An 18,083-nucleotide genomic window follows, 5' to 3' on the forward strand; every position below is an offset into this window, starting at 1 on the left:
GAAGCCTGCGTGAGGCTTCCCCTTCCAAATCTCAGCGAGGCGAGAGGTTTCCGTGCTTACGACCGGAGGCCTCTTCGCTATTTAGCGAGTGCAGCCTCTTCGATAACGGCAGCGACTTCCTTCGCGTGGACGACCAGGGATGCGTGGCTACCTGCAACTTCGGTTGTCTTCGCCTTGATGCGACCGGCGAACATCTTCTGCGCTTCCGGAGCGACAGTCTTGTCCTTCGTGCTGATGACGTAGAAGTTCGGCTTGTCATGCCATGCCGCAACGGTCACCGGAGCGGTGTAGGCGGTGACGTTCAGAGGAAGTTGGGAGTTGGCCAGGCTTTCAGCGATTTTCGCGGGCAGATCAGCCGCTACCGCCGACGGGAAAACCTTCGGGTCGATATAGAGGTTGCCCTTGTCGTCCGGATGAATTGCTGCGGTACCTTCGGTAGCAGGGCCGCCCTTAGCGAGAGCTGCAAGGGATTCTCCCTTGTCAGGCGCGAACGCCGAGACATAGACGAGTGCCGAAACCTTTGGGTCATCCCCAGCCTGGGTTATGACTACACCGCCCCACGAGTGACCAACAAGCACAGTCTTGCCAGTCTGCTTGGCGAGCGCCTCTTTCGTGGCCGCAACGTCGGCGTCCAGAGAGGTCAGCGGGTTTTCGACGAGGGTTACGTTGTAGCCCTTCTTCGTCAGGATGTCAGCGACCGGCTTCCAGCTCGTTTGATCGACGAAGGCACCATGCACGAGGACGATGTTGTGTGCAGCGCCCTTAGGCAAATTTGCCGACATTGCAGGAGCTGCGAAAGCTGCCCCGGCGAGGAGGACGGTTGCAGCAGAAAGCAGAAGATTTTTCATTTCCAAACTCCGTGTGGGTTGCCAAATTAACTTTGGATCATCGGGATGCTGGCGTTTTGGCAAAGTTACGTCTGCCGATCCAAACTCTTGAGTATTCCGGGAGCCAGTGCTTCCACTGTCTCCTAAGTCCCTATAGAATGGTGCCTTAACTCATGAAGAAGGTAGCCTCGATGGCGTCCAAACCCCATGACGGCGACGACGGTCTTCTTGCTCCATCGTCCCAAAGTGGCCAGGCCTACGATCTGTTGTCCGACATCCTCCGGTTCGTCCAGTTGGCTGGAGAGCTCGTGTTTACGACGGAGCTCAAGGAGGGCTTTGACGTCAGGTTTCTAGCCAGTTCGGCGGTCCTTCATGTCGTCCAGGAAGGGCAACTGGCCGTCGAGATTGACGGTGAACCGCCACTGCAGCTTGCTTCCGGAGATGTGCTAGTCCTTCCTCATCCCGTGAATTACCGCATGCGATCAGTCGGACCTGCGCAGCGAGATAACGCCAACCTTGTGTTGGATGGCTTGGAACCTCATCAGACCGTCGTTCAACATGGCGAAGGAGCTACGGTAGCACGGACGATTAGCGCTACATTTCAGTTTGCGAACCCTAGCAACATCCTTCCACTGCTCACGCTTCTTCCGAATGCGATCCATATCGCAAGGGATGCTGATCAATCGGCCGTGCTAATCCGAGACGTAGCTCAGTTCTTGATCGTCGAGACCTCGGCTAGGGAGCCGGGTGCCACTCTGATGATATCGCGGGTCATCGACATTCTGATCATTCGGACTATTCGAACTTGGGCGAAATCGCTTGGTCCCCGGGAGGGTTGGGTCGGAGCACTACAAGACGCTCGTATAAGCCGGGCAGTCGCGGCGCTTCATCAAAACCCATCCCGCGCCTGGTCGGTTGAAGATCTGGCCTCGGTGGCTGGGATGTCGCGTTCTCGTTTCGCGCAACTGTTTCTTACAACGGTTGGAGAGGCACCACTGCGCTACCTTCATAAGTGGCGTTTGGCGACCGCTTCTGACTTGCTGAAGCGGTCGAGTCTTGCGGTGGGAGAGATAGCGCACAGGATCGGGTACGAATCCGAAGCTGCTTTCAGTCGAGCGTACAAGGCACAGTACGGTGTCAGTCCAAGAGATGCACGAACACTCTAAGCAGGGCGGCAGGGGTTCTGCAAAATCGAGAAGGACCCCTGCGCCGTGTCGTTACTTGCTCAGGAAGTCCTTCAAGTAACCGAGCAGCGCCTCGGGCTTTTCCTCGGCGATGAAGTGACCACTTCCCTCGACGTGAAACGTGTTGGAACCAGGAGCCCGATCATCGAGCGATGCCTTGAGCCGCTTGAATCCTGGCCCGCCAAGGCCGAGAACCGGCATCGTCAGCTTTCCGTAGGTCCCGTCGTCAGCAATGTCTTGAAGGAACGCCTGATACCATCCATTCGTAGCGCGGATTGCATCGCTGCTAGCGTAGGCGTTTGAGTAGACCGCTCGGTCGGTTGCGTCGATCGCAGTTTCGTCCTTCGCCATATAATGGAAGAACCATTCCTGCTCCAAGTGCTCGCGGCCGTCCATGAGCTTCTCGGGAAGGCCCTTCACCTGATGGAAGGCAAACCACCACAGATAGACGTTATCTTCATCTGCCTTATCATTGAACGAACCCGGGGCAGGGAGCATCGGGATCTTGAAGTAGCCAGCGGATGGGTGGCCAACGTCCAGCATCACCAGCTTGGTCGTCTGTTCGGGATGGTTGGCGGCGAAGCTGAATGCAACCATCGCACCGATATCGTGACCGACGATGGTCGCTGATTTCAGGCCGAGCTGCTTGACGAGTTCGGAGATGTCCAATGCCATCGTCTTCTTGTCGAACCCGCCGTCCGGGCGATCCGAGGCACCCATCCCACGCAGATCGACGGAGATGACACGATGCGTCTTCGCCAACTCAGGCATTATCTTATGGTACGACCACCAAGTCTCCGGCCAGCCAGGGAGGAGGATGATCGGATCGCCGTCACCACCTGCGACGTAGTGAAGCTTGATTCCGTTCACATTCGCGAAATTGTCCGTAAAGCCGGGGAGGGTCTTGACCAGCGCGGTGTCAGAGATGTCTTGGGTCGTCTGTGATGCTGTTTGAGCCGATGCCATGCTGACACTCGACAGAGCCAGGCCAACGGCAAGAATATACGGGCGAATACTCATGTCTGAAATCCTGCTTGAGTTATTGATGAAGACGAAAGAGCCTCCCGCTAACACGGAAGGCTCGTGAGTGGTCAGTTCTTCTCTGGGAAGATCGTGCCGACTTCGCGGCCGAGATTGTATTCAAGGTCACCGCGTGTTTGCAGACCGCGATCAAGGAGCTGCTTCGTGATCGACGGGAACTCCGGACGGCTCGCTGCACCCCAGAAGGCGTCGGAATGAAGCGGGTATTCAGCGTCGGGCAGCAGTGTATACTTGTTGACGTACTGCTTGATCTCTTCGAGCACGCGACGCTCCCACTTCGACACACGAAGTGCATAGGCATCGACGAATGCGGCAAAGTCCTTGTCCGGAATAGCACGGTTCACGTAGCCGTACTTCTCAGCGATCTCAGCGTTGAAATCGTCACCACCGTACAGGATTTCGAAGGTGCGTCCACGGCCTACGAGGGTCGGCAGGCGACCGGCTGCGCCACCGCCCGGAAGTGCCGTGAAGCCAACTTCCATCTGCCCAAGGATCGCCTTCTCAAGGCTTGCGAAGCGAAGGTCGGTCGCGAGCAGGAATTCGCTACCTGCGCCGCGTGCGATGCCTCGGATGGCAGTGATGGTGACGACCGGCAGATGCTGCATGCGTACCAGAATGTCGACCCAGGCAGCGTAACCCGTCGGGCTCGGCAGGGCTTCCGCGATGGCCGGATCCGCAACGAGGTCATAGTGCGCCAGGAAAAAGTCCTCGTCTGCGCTTTCGAAGACAACGACATTCACGGTCTTGTTGGTTTCAAGCTCCGTGAGAAGGAGCTTCATTTCGCGCATCATGTCAGGACCAATGACGTTGACGGGCGGGTTGTTGAAGGCGACCTTCCAATACTGCGGCGTCACTTCCGTGAGGTGGAACTGTGTGGGCTTGAATTCTTTGATAAACATTTGAATCTCCTAGTGCTGGACACGCGCTGACGTAGAGACACGCGAGCCAGAGAATGAATCTATCTCCAATCGAAAGATCGGAGCCTGTGATTGCTGCAGCCGCTCCGATTAAGCGATGAGCGTAGCTTTCATGCCGATGTCGAGCTTGAGGATCACGGCGATGGTGCATGTGGTCCGCGCACGCTCTGCGCAATATTCGAACCGCTCCTGAGAGATGCCCGGAACTTTCGCTTCGACCGTTACGAACGAGCTTTTGATCGCCGGATGACCGTTGTCACCATAGCCAAGCTCAACTTCGACAGAGGTCTTGATGCTCTCGGCTTCGAAGCCGATCATTCCGAAGTTGTTAGCGAGAGCCTGATTGAAGCAACCTGCCTGAGCAGTCGCCAACAGCTCTTCAGGGCTTCCGCCTGGCGTGCCTTCAAAGCGGCTCGAGAAGCTGTAGGGCTTGTCCTTGAACATGTTTGTTCCAGTCGAGAGAGTTCCCGAACCCTGCTTCCAATTGCCCTTCCATTCTGAAAGTCCAGTTGCCTTCATCGTCCAATTCCTTATCAACGTTTGGCACTTGCGCCGGATATCTCCTGGGGTCAGGAGCTACCGACGGCCGGAGATGTGCGGTTTCCGGCTATAGGCGCGAGGTTGACACGCCAAAGGGTTGCCACGCCGGACACGGCGCGGTTGCGTTTCGGTCAAAACTCGAAGTCTGGCATTAGCCGGTGTTTCGCCAACACGCGGGCATCCATCTGGCTACCTCGCGATGGGCTGGGCTGACACCCACACGGCTTGAACGAGCCGATCATCCCGCGTTCCCTGCTCTGTCATCGAGAGGTTGCTTTCATCTGCTGTACGAAACCTCATTGGGATGGGCTATCATACATAGGTCGTAGCGACTTTGGGCCCGACTGGCGGGCCCATAGCGACTTCCGAGAGTCAGGCTGTTTCCAAAGTTTCGGCTTCCGACAGTGCCTCCGAGGTAACCTTGCGCAAGGAAGCGAACACGACGCAGGCAGTCACCACTGTGATCGCCATCAGGATCCACAATAGCGACGTGAACGAGGTTCCGTAGTCGAGTGTCAGGTCGACAGCCGAGCCAGCTGGTAACAACGTACGAGCGCCAGCAATGTCGCCGGTCACGAGCTGCTGTGCGACGTCAGCGGAACTTGCGCCGACGCTAGCAGGAAGATTCCCTTTGATAAGGGCGGACAAAACCGCTGTGACGATGGCTAGAGCAACGCCTTCTCCAGCGACCCGCGTCGTGCTGAAAATACCAGTGGCCATACCAGCCCGTTCTTTCGGGACAACGCTGACTGCCAGACCATCCATAAGCCCCCAAGGCAGACTGATGCCAACGCCAATCATGAGCAACGGGACCGTAAGAGCAGTTGGCGTGGACCCGACTGGCGTTTGACTCAGATAGTAGAGCCCGCAAGCTGAGATAAGCAGACCGACACTGCAGACTAACGCGGGAGAGAACCATCTCGTGAGGAGACCCGCAGCTATGGGGAGCACGAGAAGGGGTCCCGACAGCGCCATCATGAGCTGGCCAGCAGCGATCTCGTTCATGCCCTCTATCCCGACAAATCGAACGGGGAGAAGCACGAGGAGTACAACAAATGCGTAGGCGGGCGCGGCCGCGAGAAGCTGGACGCCGACAAAGCGTGGATAGCGGAAGAGCGTGAGATCCAGCATGGGATGTTTTGCTGAGCGCTCTACGAAATAAAACGCGATCATTAAGAGCACAGAACCGGCGAGCGGCCCAGCGACGGTAACATCGCTCCAGCCGACGGCGGGTCCTCTAAGGACGCCAAACGTGAAGAGGGTGAGCGCAAGCGTGAAGGTTGTCGCACCCATCCAATCAAGTCCAGCCGCGCCGGGGTTCTTGGTTTCGTGCAGAAGCGGAAGTCCAAGCGAGATTGCAATGACGGCGAGGAGCACCACCAGGGCAAATATTGAGGGCCATCCCAGCGCTTCGATCATAGCGCCTGACGCAATGGGCCCAAATGCAAGGCCTACGCCAAAGCTTGCCCCGACAACGCTGAATGCCCGCATCTGCGCCGGACCTTCAAACTCCTGAGCAAGCGAAGCCATGCCAGCGGAGAAGGCGGCAGCAGCTCCGAAGCCCTGAAGTGCGCGAAGACAATCAAGAGCCAAAATGTTCGGCGCAAAAGCGAGTGCGGCCGAGAACACAGCGAACGCAGTCAGACCAAGGATATAGACACGCTTTCTTCCATAAAAGTCCGCCAGGGCACCAAAAGCCATGAGGGTGCTTCCGAAGGTGAGCATGAACGCATTGGTCACCCAGTTCAGTGCGACCGGATCACCTCCAAGCGATCTGCTGATTGCCGGTATTGCCACTGCTGGCCCGGTGAAGGTGAGCGGCATCGCAGCTGATGAGCAGCAGATTGCGAATAGAACAAATAGTCGTTTCGCCAGCCCACGGGGGCTTTGAGCATGTGTACTGTCCATGGAGGACTCCAAATAGGGTTGAGATTGCGTCGGGAGGACGGGCTAGAAGATACTGGGAGTTACCTTGAAGCCCTGAGCAGCGGGTTATGCCGCTTGTTGGTAATAGGACTAGAGGCGCAGCAAACTGGATGAGCGCGTCGCGGCGACAGGGTGGAAACGGTATTGCCCTTAGGCTGCTTGGGCTTCCACGATTAGATCAGTTCTCCGAATTAGCTCGGCCACAGACCTGACCTTCATTTTTTTCATAACGTTTCCACGGTGGATCTTCACGGTCACTTCGCTGATGCCAAGCTCGTAGGCGATCTGTTTGTTCATCAGGCCCTTGCAAACGACGGTCATAACTTCACGTTCACGTGGAGTTAGTGTGGCTGCTAGTGCTCGAACTTCGTCAGCTTCGGATGCGCTTTTGACCTCCTCGGCGCTTTTCGTTAGTGCAATCGAAATGGCACCTAGCAGCACGTCTTCGCGGAACGGCTTCTCGATGAAATCTGATGCCCCGGCCTTAAGTGCTTGAACGGCAACAGGAACGTCACCGTGTCCCGTTATGAAAATGATCGGGATCTTGCGGCCTTGGCGATCAAGATGCTGCTGAAGCTCAAGTCCGCTGAGGCCCGGCATTCGCAAATCAAGCAAGATGCATGCGGGACCCTCGATGTGGCCCTCGTCAAGGAACGCCTTCGCCGATCCATAGGCGCGGGTTTTCATATCAAGGGACTGCAGTAGATCAACGATGCCGGTACGAAACTCGTCATCGTCATCGATGACAAAGATTGTCGCGCTGGAATCGAGCTGGGAGCTATGGCGGTGCTGTATCCTTACGTCCATGATATTTTTCTCTCCGCTGAGAAGATCAACTGGATCGAGGATGTTGCAAGGACCGAGACGTTAACTGAGGTGTTGCATTCGACCGGCTCGCGGGCGATTGTCATTTGGTCCCGAGCAATTTCTCCAGGTGGCTGATCAGAAGGTTGAGATCCACGGGCTTTCCTAGAAACGCATGCGCTCCGGCTGCCATCGCGGCTCGCCTGATTGCGTCTTCTTGATGTGATGTCATGAAGATAATAGGGGTCGGGCTTGAGCCGCCTCTCAAGATTGCCTGCAATTCCAGACCGGATAGACCATGCATTTTGACGTCGAGCAGGATGCAGTCGATCAATCCACGCTCGCCGTATGTTAGAAAGTCTTCGGCAGAGGAAAACGAACAGCTCTCGTAGCCATACGACCGCAGAAAATCTCCCATAGCTTCGCGAATCGACTGGTCGTCGTCCACAATCGCAATGATGCAATTGGATTTCATCGTCTTCTATGCCTTTGACTGTATTCGAAGGCTTCATCCTATCTGCGCCACCATTTGCGGGACATCATACATACGTGTGAGACGACCCTGGTTCTCAACCGGAAGTGCGATTTCGAACGTCGCGCCGACCGTTTCATTATTTCTGGCTGTGAGCTTTCCGCCCCGTGCCTCGACTGTTGATTTACAAATGGCCAAACCCATCCCCATTCCGGACGGCTTGGTGGTGAAGTACGGCTCGAAGACGTTCTCGATTGCCTCATCCGACAGGCCAGGACCTGTATCGCCAATAGTCATCACCACGAAGCCGGTGTCGGACGTTGAAAGACGGATGGAGATACGACGGGTCTTCGACCCAGCCTCCTCCATCGCCTGCATGGCGTTCGTGATCAGATTGATCAGAACTTGCTGGATCTCGCTCTTGGACGCGTTGGCTGGGGGAACATCAGGTGGTGAGGTGAGATCTATCGAGATATTTTGACGATCAATCTCGTATTCGAGAAGCGATCTTGTCTCTTCCACAAGACTTGGGAGATCGACTTTTTCAGAAGCTATCGGGCTACGTGACAGCATCGCCTTCGTTGTCTTCACGATCTGACTTGCCCGTTCCCCATCGCGCATAGTGCGTTCCGCAGCACGGATAGCAGCATTGAGATCGGGCGGGTTCCGGCTCAGCCAGCGCAGGCAGGCTTGAGCGTTCATGAGCAGGGCACCCAAAGGCTGGTTAAGCTCGTGTGCCAAGGAAGCTGAAAGTGCTCCAACAGCAGAAGCACGGGAGGCACGAGCCAGCTCTGCTTGCGCGGCCATCATCGTGGCTTGAGCCTCTTCTCTTTCGGTAATATCGACAAGGCCGATAACAATACGATCCAGTCCGGACTGGTCATCGGGGAATTCCACCGCCATGAGGATCACAGATTCTTCGCCGTGATAGTCTCGTATGCGTCCCTTCGCCTCAAACCGTCTCTGTCCGTGAAAAAAGGCCTTCACGAAGCCAAACAGCGACGGACAATCATGTGGAATAAAACGCGCTATAGGACCGATTGCCTGTTCGTGAGTGATGTTCCCTAGCAGCTCAAGCGCGGCGTCATTGACTGCGACTGTGCGGATGGCATCAACGCAAGCCTTGGGGAAGTCCGGATGCGTGCGCGTATAAGCGCAGAGGTCCACCACGCCTTGGGCGCGTAGGTTTTCCAGCAGGCGGTTAAGCTCTGTCAGGTCCTGTTCCCAGAGGGCGATACCACTTTGTTTGAAGATTGATCGGTAGCGATATTCGCTGCTCTTGGTGCGGTGGTGAGATGCGAGAAGTGCAAGGCGACCAGTCTCATTCTTGTAGAGCAGTGCCGTAGTGATCAGGAGCGCTGACAATGAGCCCACCAAGCGCAGGAAGGTGGCGAGATCATTATCCAGACCGTGCGACAGGAAGAAGGAAATTACACATAGTCCCGTGCACAACGCCCCGGCAGCCAGCACACCGAAGCGCGACAGGAAGTCCGCAGAAAGGAGCATGATAATGACGTAGAAGACCGCGACGGCACTTTCGATACTGGTGAAGGTATCGATTATGAAAACAGCAAACGCGTTTGATCCTGCCGCAATCGCTAAGGCGGTGTCGTTCTCACGCTCAATGGCAGATCGCTCCCCAGGGAGCCATTTCCATAGCCTGACCAAGACAGGTTTCCTTCAAGCAAAGACGCCGGAGCCGTCGCTGCCCGCGAGAAGCGAGCCATCAACAGCTATACATTTCAAGCCTGATAGTCATCAGGTTAGAAATATATAGTAGCTTTCGATTGATGGGGGAACCCAAATTTTGTCCTCGGGTCTGGCTTCTACAGCCCCGATCTCTGACTTTTGCGTGATGCGTTCGTGGAGAATCGAAAGACCGCTCCTGAGGGAGCGGTCTTTGCGGATAGCTCCGCTGGCCGGGCGAGGGGTGATACCCGGCCACAGGTGGATGGGGGAAGTGCTCCACCTTCGCCCCGGCTGGGAGATGCGGGGCGATGTATTGACGGTAAGCAAAATCACCGGTGCGGCATATCATACACAAGTGTGAGATCGCTCAACGGCCTGGGGCATTAAAGGTCGCTTCGAGCCGTTCAACAGCTCCGATTACTCGATTGATGGGCGCACCGATCTCCGAGCAATTCCCCTCAAAGCTAAATGAAGGATATGATGATGTCAGCGACGCGTACTTCTCGCCCCGTGCTGGGCGCTTTTGATGATAAGGCTGTTTCCGAAATTTCATCCGCCCTGGCTGTACTGCTCGCAGACACTTTTGCGCTCTACATCAAAACCAAAAATTTTCATTGGCATGTACGTGGTGGTCACTTCCGAGATTATCATCGGATGTTGGACGAACAGGGCGAGCAGATCTTCGCAATGACGGATGCGCTTGCCGAACGCGCTCGCAAAATCGGCGGTACGACAATTCGCTCAATCGGTCACATCGCCCGGCTTCAGACAATAAGGGATAACGATCTGGAGCTGGTCGATCCCGCTGCGATGATTTCAGAGTTGTGCGAAGACAACAAAAAGCTAGCGGCCGACATGCGGCGCACCCATGAGTTGACGTCGGGTTTCAATGATTTCGCAACAACGAGCGTGTTAGAAAACTGGATTGAAGAAACGGAAGGCCGTGCTTGGTTCCTTTACGAGACGACGGCCGACTGACGCAACACTAGCGAGACGAATTGCTCGATCAATCGAGCAATTCGAACGCCAGGGCGATCCCTTGGCCACCGCCGATGCAAAGAGCGACTAGACCCTTCTTGAGGCCATCCCGGCGCATTGAATGCAAAATCCTGGTCGTGAGGATCGCGCCAGTTGCACCGATCGGATGACCGTGAGCGACTGCTCCGCCTTCAACGTTCACAATGTCTTCCGGAATGCCAAGAGATTTCATCACGGCAAGAGGAACGGCGGCATACGCCTCGTTGATCTCAAGTCGATCCAACTCCGACAGCTTCCAGCCTGCTCGCTGAAGAGCGAGATTGATGGCTGGAATCGGACCCAAAGCGAACCTCTCTGGCTCTACTGCCCCAACGGCATAAGAGACGATGCGGGCAATTGGGCTGAGCCCTTCTCGCTCGGCGTAATCCTGATCTGCGACGATCATTGCAGATGCGCCACTGTTCAAGCCTGGTGCGTTACCGGCGGTGATCGAGCCATCAGGTCTGAACACGGGCTTCAGGCGTGACAAGACCTCGATAGTCGTGCCCGGTCGCGGGGCTTCGTCGACATCGAATGTGACGAGTTCTTTCTTCGATGCGATGGATATGGGCGTGATCTCTGCCTCGAACTTCCGATCTAGCTGAGCAGTGATGAACCGCTCGTGAGAGCGAGCTGCCCAGCGATCCTGATCTTCGCGGCTGATGTTGAGTTCGTTGATAACGTCCTCAGTGTGCCACCCAGAATGTTTGCCCGAGAATGCGTCATGGAGGCCGTCTGCGAGCATGCTGTCGATAATTTCAGCGTTCCCCATCCGGTATCCACCCCGACCCTTGGACAGAAGATATGGAGCTCGGTCCATGTTCTCCATCCCCCCGGCGATCGCAAGTTCTGCGTTGCCGAGTAGAACATCTTTCGCGGCGGAGACAATCGCCTCGGCCCCGGAGCCACACACCCTGTTCACTGTGGACGCCGTTGCGCTGACCGGCAGCCCTCCACCCAGCGCAGCTTGGCGTGCGGGGTTCATCTTGTTGCCAGCCTGGATCACATTGCCGAAGTAAACGCTTGTGACATCGCTACTTTTAACGCCCGATCGAGATACTGTTTCTTTGATAACTGCGGCACCCAGCTCGGTTGCGGCTACCGTTTGAAGGCTGCCTTCAAATTTGCCGATCGCGGTGCGGACTGGTTCGATGATGACAACACGGTGAGTCATGGACGTCTCCAATTTCGACAAAGGGCAAGAACCGAGGCGCAAGAAGCGCCCCATCACATAATTATCTTGCTTCAAAAAATGAAGTAAATAATACTAAATTGTAAGTCAGGGTTCTTCTCGCTCACGGCGGACGCACTCGCGCCATCAACCGAATCTGAAAAGCAGCGAGGCCGATATGATGTTTTTACTTGCCCTTCTGATTGGCGTCGTTGCTGGGCTTAGAGCATTAGTAGCGCCGTCTGCGGTGGCTTGGGGTGCTGCCATGGCGATCGTCGCGGTAGGTGAAACGCCATTGGCATTTATGGGCTACCGGTTTACGCCGTGGATTTTCACCGCGTTTGCAGCAATAGAACTCGTCAGCGACAAGCTGCCGTCGACGCCAAGCCGTAAGGTGCCCGTTCAATTTCTCACTAGAATTCTCATGGGCGGCCTGTCAGGCGCTACTATCGGGGCGGCGGGTGGGTCGCTCGCAGCTGGACTAGCGCTAGGGATCATGGGAAGCGCGATTGGGACATTTGCTGGTTCGGCAATGCGATCCCGGCTGGCAGCGTTCTTCCGTTCAGATCGGCCAGCTGCGGTAACCGAAGACGTGTTGACCATCATCCTCGCCGTAGTCGTGGTCATACTCTGCTAAGACCGTTAAGGCTTAACCAGCCCATCGGCGACTACTGAGAGAATTTCGTTTGCGAGTTCATCGTCATCGACCGCTCTGGCGAGCACAAGGGCACCGACCATGGCTGCGAGCGTGCGAAGCGCCTCCTTCTTCGCACGCGACCTGGATGTCCATGGAAAGCGCTCGGCCATTTTGGCGATGACTCCCGTCACGTGACGCGTGAAGGTCGGCTTGAACGCAGGTTCGCGAGCAATTTCGGGTCCCAGAGATGCCATCAGGCAGCCTTTGCCAGAGTCATTCCGGTGTGCCTCCGACAAATAGGCCCGGACGAAATCCGCTTTTCCCTTCCCGCTAGCTTCAAATCCGTCAGTTAGATTCACACTGCTGTCGGAGATGTGCTGCAAGGCCGCAGAGATGAGCGCATCTTTCGAGGTGAAATGGTTATAGAACGGGCCGTGGGTCAAGCCCGTGGCCTTCATGATCTCCGCTACACTGACGCCCGAGAACCCTTTCTGGCGATACGCTTGGGCGGCCGCTTCAAGTATCCGTGTATGCTTTTCTGCCGTCTCTGCTGCCGGGTATCGCACCATCATCTCCTTAAAAATTCTGATTGACACTATACATGATAACCGTCATGCATCAACTGCCAAGCATGATAACCATCATGCTTAGAAATTCGGCGATCGCCGCTTTTGGAAATTCAAACAGGGCCGTTAGCTATCGACCCAAACGGAGTGACAATGACTACGAACGAAAACAAGGGCACTGCCGTTATCACGGGTGCCTCCGCTGGTATCGGCAAGATCTATGCACAGCGTCTCGCTAAGCGTGGATACGACCTGATTCTCGTCGCCCGCCGCGCTAATCTCCTGGAGGAAGTGGCGACCTCCATCCGCGCCGACTTCAGCGTCAAGGTGAAGACTGTAGTAGCAGACCTCGCGATTGGTGCTGATCTCGATGCTGTCGCTGATCTGTTTTCGAATGACGACAGCATTTCGCTTCTCGTCAACAACGCGGGTACGTCGACCCTGGGCTCGCTGACAGCGGTCAAGCAGGCCGAAGTTGATGCGATGACCGGCCTGAACATCGGCGCTCTCGTGCGTCTTAGCCTTGCTGCCCTTCTCGCATTCAAGTCCAGGGACAAAGGCACGATCATCAACATTGGCTCCGTGCTTGGCTTCCACACACTGCCGATCAGCAGCATCTACAGCGGTACCAAGGGCTTCGTGAATAACTTCACACGCGGGCTCCAGGACGAAGTAGCAGAGACGAACGTGAAGGTTCAGCTCGTGCTGCCAGCCGCAACCGCCACTGATATTTGGCCTCTGTCTGGTGTGCCTATCTCTGCTCTGGACCCGAACACGGTTATGGACGCAGAGCACATGGTTGATGCAGCCTTGGCCGGTCTCGATCAGGGAGAAACGATTACGCTTCCTTCAGTTGAGGACCACCAGCTGTTCGCTGAGTATGACGCTGCTCGCTTGAAGCTCCTGCTCGCGTCGCAGAGCAGCAAGTCGGCTTCCAGATACGCGGCCGGAAAATAACAAAAGGAATGCTAGGTGGCAGCCATGACAGCTGCCACCTGGTAAACAAACTGCCCTAGCTACCGGCCCTGGATTGCTGGACGTCGTGTCAGCCCGCACGTTGCAGTTTAAACAGGTGCCGGATTTTTTGGGCCAGGCTATGGGGATGGTTGTCGTTCGAAGAGCTTCGGAATGCGCCGATTAGCTTGTGTTCGGCCTCAAGTCTCTGGGAAAGCATGACCCCAAGCTCCTCAGCTAGTGCTGGCCGCTCGCGCATCAGCTCCGCGAGGGTTTCTTGGGAGATCTCGTATACCACGGCAAAGGTAAGAGCTGTAATTTTGCCGACCTCCTCGACGTCCGTCAGAACCCCACCTTCGCCAAAGCAATCGCCCGGGGCCAATCGCGTCAATTCCGTCTCCGCACCGAGCTCGTAGCGCGTGACGAGGAGGACACCACTGCGGACGATCATTAACGAACGTAGTGTCGAGCTTTGCTCCGCTATGACGGCTCCCCTCGGAAAAACTTGCCGAGACATATTGGTGGAGAGCGTTTCGCGCTCGCCGTCGGTCAACGGCGCGAACAAGGGTATGGAAGCCAGCAAGCGTGAGGCAGATCCAGTTTGGGCTGTGTGAGCTTGGTCGCCATGCTGATTAGGTCCTGGTTGCGGTAGGAGGGGCAGGTCTTGTCCAGCCAGGGGTAGACCGGCTGCCCGACAGTGACGGAACGCGAGGTCGTAAAGCTCATTCTTGGCGGAAGCCGCCAAGGTCCTGTCGGCTACTCGACACGAGAGTTCGACCTCAATGGCACTGTTGGAGATACTTGCGATGGTCACCGACGGGGGCGGGAATTTTAGAATCGAGTTACTGCTAAGAAGGACGTTTCGCATCACATCCTCTGTTGCAGCCGGTGTTCGCACCGGCGCAACACTTAGCGTAAGAGTGATGCCGTGACTTTCATCCGGCGTCGAGAAGTTAGTCAACGTTGCCTTCGCGAGCGAACTGTTCGGGATAACAATGAGATCGTTTGATCCGCTCAGGAGATGAGTGGAGCGCCAGTTGGTCTCGACGACACGGCCCTTTGCCCCATCCGCTAATTCAATCCAGTCTCCCACGCTGTAGGGGCGTCCGAGGTTCAAGGCGATTCCGGAAAAAACGTCATTGAGAGTGCTCTGCAAGGCCAGGCCGAGAATAACCGCCAGCACTCCCGACGTAGCGAATACGGTTCCAACTGGAACGCTGAAGACATTCGCGACCACCGACAGTCCAGCGCCAAGGTAGATTGACCCGACCAAAACGTCCTGGAGAAGCCTGCCTTCCCGGGAATGTTTCTCGAAAGTTCGAACCATGCGGACGACGCTGACCAACACCATTGCGCCGCCTATCCACCAAACGGTTTTGGCCATTCCGGCGAACAGTCCTTGAGCCATGCTGACGTCTTCGCCGCCCGGTCTATATGGCTCTATCCCATTGGCGATAAGCAGCGTGGTCAAGGACGCGAAGAAGGCGATGTGGACGAGCAGCCTGGATAATGGATGTTGTCTAAGAATTGCTGCGCTGAGGATGATGTCTAGTGCGACAAGAGCGAGGAACTGCGAGACAGGGCTGTGAGCAATAGAAAAAGACATTCATTCAGCCCTCTGACAGCGAGCAACTACCCGCGTCCTGCCATCGATATAGCTTTAATAAAGGAAGCTAAATGCGGCGCTTTTCGGTCGCTAAGCCGCCGGGGTGGCCGGAGGTGTCCAACCTCGGTCGAGTTCCTCCAAGAGCGCGCCTCGGTTGCCCAGCATCGCTTCCTCGATAGCGCCGGTAATCTCCTTGACCTTTGCGACATATTCCGGATTATCGAACACCGGAACGTCTTCCCGCCAAAGGGGAGCCAATTGGCGTAGTCCGTCGCGGTCGTGCTGCACGAACACGTTCTTGCTCTTCTCGACATCGTAGGGATGCATGCCTGTCGCACTCAAAGCGTAGCCCGCCGCCCGAACAGAACTGTCGAAAACTTCACGGACGATATCCGTGGCACCTGCCTGATATAGCCTGTAGACATCTGCGCGGTCTCCGGCGCGAGCGACGATATGCAGGCTGCTGTTTTCTCGTCGCGCATGTTTGACGATCTCAAGCGCTCTCGGCATGTCGTCAATCGCGACGACGAGAACTTTGGCTTCATGGAGCCCTGCCGAATGCAGCAGATCTGGCCTACTTGCGTCGCCGAAAAATGATCGCATCCCCATCTTTCTGAGGCCGTCAACAATGTCCGCGCGGTAGTCCAGAACGACCGTCTTGTGCCCATTAGCGACCAGGATGCGGTTGATAACTTGGCCGAACCGTCCAAGCCCTGCGATGATGATGTGTGCTTGCTCGGCTATCTTATCCGCTTGCTTGCTTTCCACGCGGTTGAACCGAGGGATAATCACCTTGTCCAGCAGAATGAACAACAAGGGGGTGAGCATCATGGAAAGGGCGATGACGAGGAGCAGTATCGCGGCTATTCCCTCAGCAAGGACTGCGCTTTGGACCGTGAATGACAGCAGCACAAAGCCGAACTCCCCGGCCTGGGCAACACCAAGCGCGAACAACCATCGATCAGAGCCCTGAAGGTTGAAGAGGCGTCCAAGTCCGTACAACACTGCAGCCTTCGTCGCCATCACGGCAGCCGTCAAGGCAGCGACCAAGGGAAGTTGATCCCACAATAGAGCGAAGTTTACGCTAGCCCCGACGGTGATGAAGAAGAGGCCTAAGAGTAGACCTTTAAAAGGTTCGATGTCGCTCTCGAGCTCATGACGAAACTCGCTATTCGCGAGGACCACGCCCGCCAGGAATGTGCCCAGCGCTGGCGAAAGACCCACTGTGGTCATCAACAGAGCGATGGCTATAACGAGCAGAAGACCCGCAGCGGTGAAGACTTCTCTGAGCTTTGAAGCGGCTATAATCCGGAAAAAGGGCCGCGAGAGGTAGTTCCCTGCGATCACAACGAATGCGACGGCAGCCACCGTTATCAGGGCGACTTCCCAACCCGGCATGCCTTTCATCCAATCTGCTGCCTGCGATCCGTGACCACCAGCGTGTGATGTCGATTGAGACGCAATCAGCTCTGGTCGAGCCAGAAGCGGGATTACTGCCAAAATAGGGATAACCGAAATGTCCTGGAAAAGAAGGACCGAGAAGCACGACTGACCGCCATCTGACTTGAGAAGGCCTTTTTCGCCAAGAGTTTGCAGGACAATCGCCGTCGAGGACATTGATAGCACGAAACCAGCGACCATAGAGACGTCCCAAGAGACCCCTACGGCCACACCCAGGCCGGTCAGGACACCGCCTGTCACAAGGACCTGAAGGCCGCCAAGACCAACCAGCTTCGTCCTCATCTGCCAAAGCGTCCGAGGCTGAAGCTCCAAACCTACCAGGAAAAGCATCATGACAACGCCGAACTCGGCAAATGTCTGTAGATCTTCTGTTTCGTTTCCGACCAGATGCAGGAGAGGGCCGATCACTACCCCAGCTATAAGGTAGCCAAGCACCGATCCAAGGCCGAGCCTTTTGGCGATGAGAACTGCGACAACCGCTGCCAGCAAATAGATGAAGGCCTGAAAAAGAAAACCATTCACGCTTCGATCCCCGCGTTCATCGGTATGAGGTCGTAGTTCAAGAACTCACCATGCTCTCGTGCGTTGGTGTCGATTGTATCGTCACGCAGCGCCTCCAAAAGCGAGCGATACGCGAGAGTATGCAAAGGCGCTCGGCCATCGGTGTGGGCATCGATAGCACCGAACAAGACAAAGGGCGGGAGAAACGTCATTCCACACACTTCCACCGATCTCTGCAGGGGGCTCAGTAGCGATCTCAGCCCGTGCATTTGATTGACTGCAGGATCATAGGCAGCCGGTCGCCCGCCGGTCGTCACTACCGCAAGAAACTTCTTGCCGTGGAGCTTGTCACCACTGGGCCCGTAAGCAAACCCATACTCAAGTACGAGATCCTGCCACTCTTTCAGGAGAGAAGGTGTCGAATACCAATAAAGCGGAAACTGAAACACAATAGTGTCGTGCGCTAGGAGCCTTCCCTGCTCGACATCGATATTGATGCCGAAGGTTGGATATTCGGCGTACAGATCGGCGAACGTTATATCGGCGACAGACCCAGCGGCCTTTGCCATCGCGAGGTTCACCTTTGAGTGCCGCTGGCCGGGGTGTGCGAACAGAACCAAGACACGGCTCATCGAGACCTCACTACTTTGATCGGAAAGGCTTTGGCGGCGACGTCCAGCGGGACGATCGCCAGGGTCAGCTGAATCCAAAGCCACCTAAACGGCATTATCAACACAATCGGTTGCGGACAAGTAGCTTTAGATTTTGAA

17 protein-coding genes are annotated in these 18,083 nt (G+C 56.0%); 4 read left to right on the forward strand and 13 right to left on the reverse strand.

Annotation, left to right across the window (positions count from 1 at the left end):
- Window positions 1–77 precede the first annotated feature (77 nt).
- Window positions 78–848 (reverse strand): alpha/beta hydrolase, encoded by a 771-nt coding sequence (locus ACCD05_RS06155; protein WP_413391758.1) that lies wholly within the window; start codon window positions 846–848, stop codon window positions 78–80.
- A gap of 152 nt (window positions 849–1,000) precedes the next feature.
- Between ACCD05_RS06155 and ACCD05_RS06160 the strand changes: the two genes are divergently transcribed.
- Window positions 1,001–1,993: an AraC family transcriptional regulator gene (locus ACCD05_RS06160; protein WP_413391760.1), complete on the forward strand. Its 993-nt coding sequence runs from the start codon at window positions 1,001–1,003 to the stop codon at window positions 1,991–1,993.
- A 51-nt stretch (window positions 1,994–2,044) separates the two neighbouring features.
- Here ACCD05_RS06160 and ACCD05_RS06165 read toward each other — a convergent pair whose 3' ends face one another.
- The 7 genes from ACCD05_RS06165 to ACCD05_RS06195 all read right to left on the reverse strand — a co-directional run bounded on the left by ACCD05_RS06165 (window position 2,045) and on the right by ACCD05_RS06195 (window position 9,379).
- Complete coding sequence (locus ACCD05_RS06165) at window positions 2,045–3,031, reverse strand: alpha/beta fold hydrolase (RefSeq protein WP_413391762.1); 987 nt, start codon at window positions 3,029–3,031, stop codon at window positions 2,045–2,047.
- Window positions 3,032–3,102: 71 nt separating this feature from the next.
- Window positions 3,103–3,951: an enoyl-CoA hydratase/isomerase family protein gene (locus ACCD05_RS06170; RefSeq protein WP_413391764.1), complete on the reverse strand. Its 849-nt coding sequence runs from the start codon at window positions 3,949–3,951 to the stop codon at window positions 3,103–3,105.
- A gap of 108 nt (window positions 3,952–4,059) precedes the next feature.
- Window positions 4,060–4,488, reverse strand: a complete 429-nt coding sequence (locus ACCD05_RS06175; protein WP_413391766.1) for an OsmC family peroxiredoxin — start codon at window positions 4,486–4,488, stop codon at window positions 4,060–4,062.
- Between the two features lie 393 nt (window positions 4,489–4,881).
- A complete protein-coding gene (locus tag ACCD05_RS06180) occupies window positions 4,882–6,417 on the reverse strand; it encodes an MFS transporter (protein ID WP_413391768.1) in 1,536 nt (511 codons plus the stop codon).
- Between the two features lie 168 nt (window positions 6,418–6,585).
- On the reverse strand, window positions 6,586–7,242 hold the full coding sequence (locus tag ACCD05_RS06185) for a response regulator transcription factor (RefSeq protein ID WP_413391770.1): 657 nt from the start codon (window positions 7,240–7,242) through the stop codon (window positions 6,586–6,588).
- Between the two features lie 100 nt (window positions 7,243–7,342).
- Window positions 7,343–7,714 (reverse strand): response regulator transcription factor, encoded by a 372-nt coding sequence (locus tag ACCD05_RS06190; protein WP_413391772.1) that lies wholly within the window; start codon window positions 7,712–7,714, stop codon window positions 7,343–7,345.
- Between the two features lie 33 nt (window positions 7,715–7,747).
- Entirely contained in the window at window positions 7,748–9,379 is a 1,632-nt protein-coding gene (locus tag ACCD05_RS06195) for an ATP-binding protein (protein WP_413391774.1), read from the reverse strand.
- Window positions 9,380–9,880: 501 nt separating this feature from the next.
- Between ACCD05_RS06195 and ACCD05_RS06200 the strand changes: the two genes are divergently transcribed.
- The gene (locus ACCD05_RS06200) at window positions 9,881–10,378 is read left to right on the forward strand and encodes a Dps family protein (RefSeq protein ID WP_413391927.1); all 498 of its coding nucleotides are present in this window, start codon (window positions 9,881–9,883) and stop codon (window positions 10,376–10,378) included.
- A 28-nt stretch (window positions 10,379–10,406) separates the two neighbouring features.
- Here the strand turns inward: ACCD05_RS06200 and ACCD05_RS06205 are convergent, their stop codons facing one another.
- Window positions 10,407–11,591, reverse strand: coding sequence for a thiolase family protein (locus ACCD05_RS06205; RefSeq protein ID WP_413391776.1), 1,185 nt, complete (start codon window positions 11,589–11,591; stop codon window positions 10,407–10,409).
- A gap of 175 nt (window positions 11,592–11,766) precedes the next feature.
- Between ACCD05_RS06205 and ACCD05_RS06210 the strand changes: the two genes are divergently transcribed.
- Window positions 11,767–12,225 carry a DUF4126 domain-containing protein gene (locus ACCD05_RS06210; protein ID WP_413391778.1) on the forward strand — a complete coding sequence of 153 codons (459 nt, stop codon included), beginning with the start codon at window positions 11,767–11,769 and terminating at the stop codon, window positions 12,223–12,225.
- Window positions 12,226–12,230: 5 nt separating this feature from the next.
- On the opposite strand, the gene ACCD05_RS06215 is transcribed toward ACCD05_RS06210, so the two are convergent.
- Window positions 12,231–12,791: a TetR/AcrR family transcriptional regulator gene (locus tag ACCD05_RS06215; protein WP_413391780.1), complete on the reverse strand. Its 561-nt coding sequence runs from the start codon at window positions 12,789–12,791 to the stop codon at window positions 12,231–12,233.
- Window positions 12,792–12,944: 153 nt separating this feature from the next.
- On the opposite strand from ACCD05_RS06215, the gene ACCD05_RS06220 reads away from it, so the two are divergent.
- Window positions 12,945–13,748 carry an SDR family NAD(P)-dependent oxidoreductase gene (locus ACCD05_RS06220; RefSeq protein ID WP_413391782.1) on the forward strand — a complete coding sequence of 268 codons (804 nt, stop codon included), beginning with the start codon at window positions 12,945–12,947 and terminating at the stop codon, window positions 13,746–13,748.
- 88 nt (window positions 13,749–13,836) lie between these two features.
- On the opposite strand, the gene ACCD05_RS06225 is transcribed toward ACCD05_RS06220, so the two are convergent.
- From ACCD05_RS06225 to ACCD05_RS06235, 3 genes are all read right to left on the reverse strand, one after another.
- Window positions 13,837–15,351, reverse strand: a complete 1,515-nt coding sequence (locus tag ACCD05_RS06225) for a mechanosensitive ion channel domain-containing protein (RefSeq protein WP_413391784.1) — start codon at window positions 15,349–15,351, stop codon at window positions 13,837–13,839.
- Between the two features lie 90 nt (window positions 15,352–15,441).
- Entirely contained in the window at window positions 15,442–17,334 is a 1,893-nt protein-coding gene (locus ACCD05_RS06230) for a monovalent cation:proton antiporter-2 (CPA2) family protein (RefSeq protein WP_413391786.1), read from the reverse strand.
- Complete coding sequence (locus tag ACCD05_RS06235; RefSeq protein ID WP_413391788.1) at window positions 17,331–17,945, reverse strand: NAD(P)H-dependent oxidoreductase; 615 nt, start codon at window positions 17,943–17,945, stop codon at window positions 17,331–17,333. The genes ACCD05_RS06230 and ACCD05_RS06235 overlap by 4 nt, the downstream gene beginning before the upstream one ends.
- Window positions 17,946–18,083 lie beyond the last annotated feature (138 nt).

Source organism: Rhizobium sp. Rhizsp42, assembly GCF_047304155.1.
Taxonomy (GTDB): Bacteria; Pseudomonadota; Alphaproteobacteria; order Rhizobiales; family Rhizobiaceae; genus Rhizobium.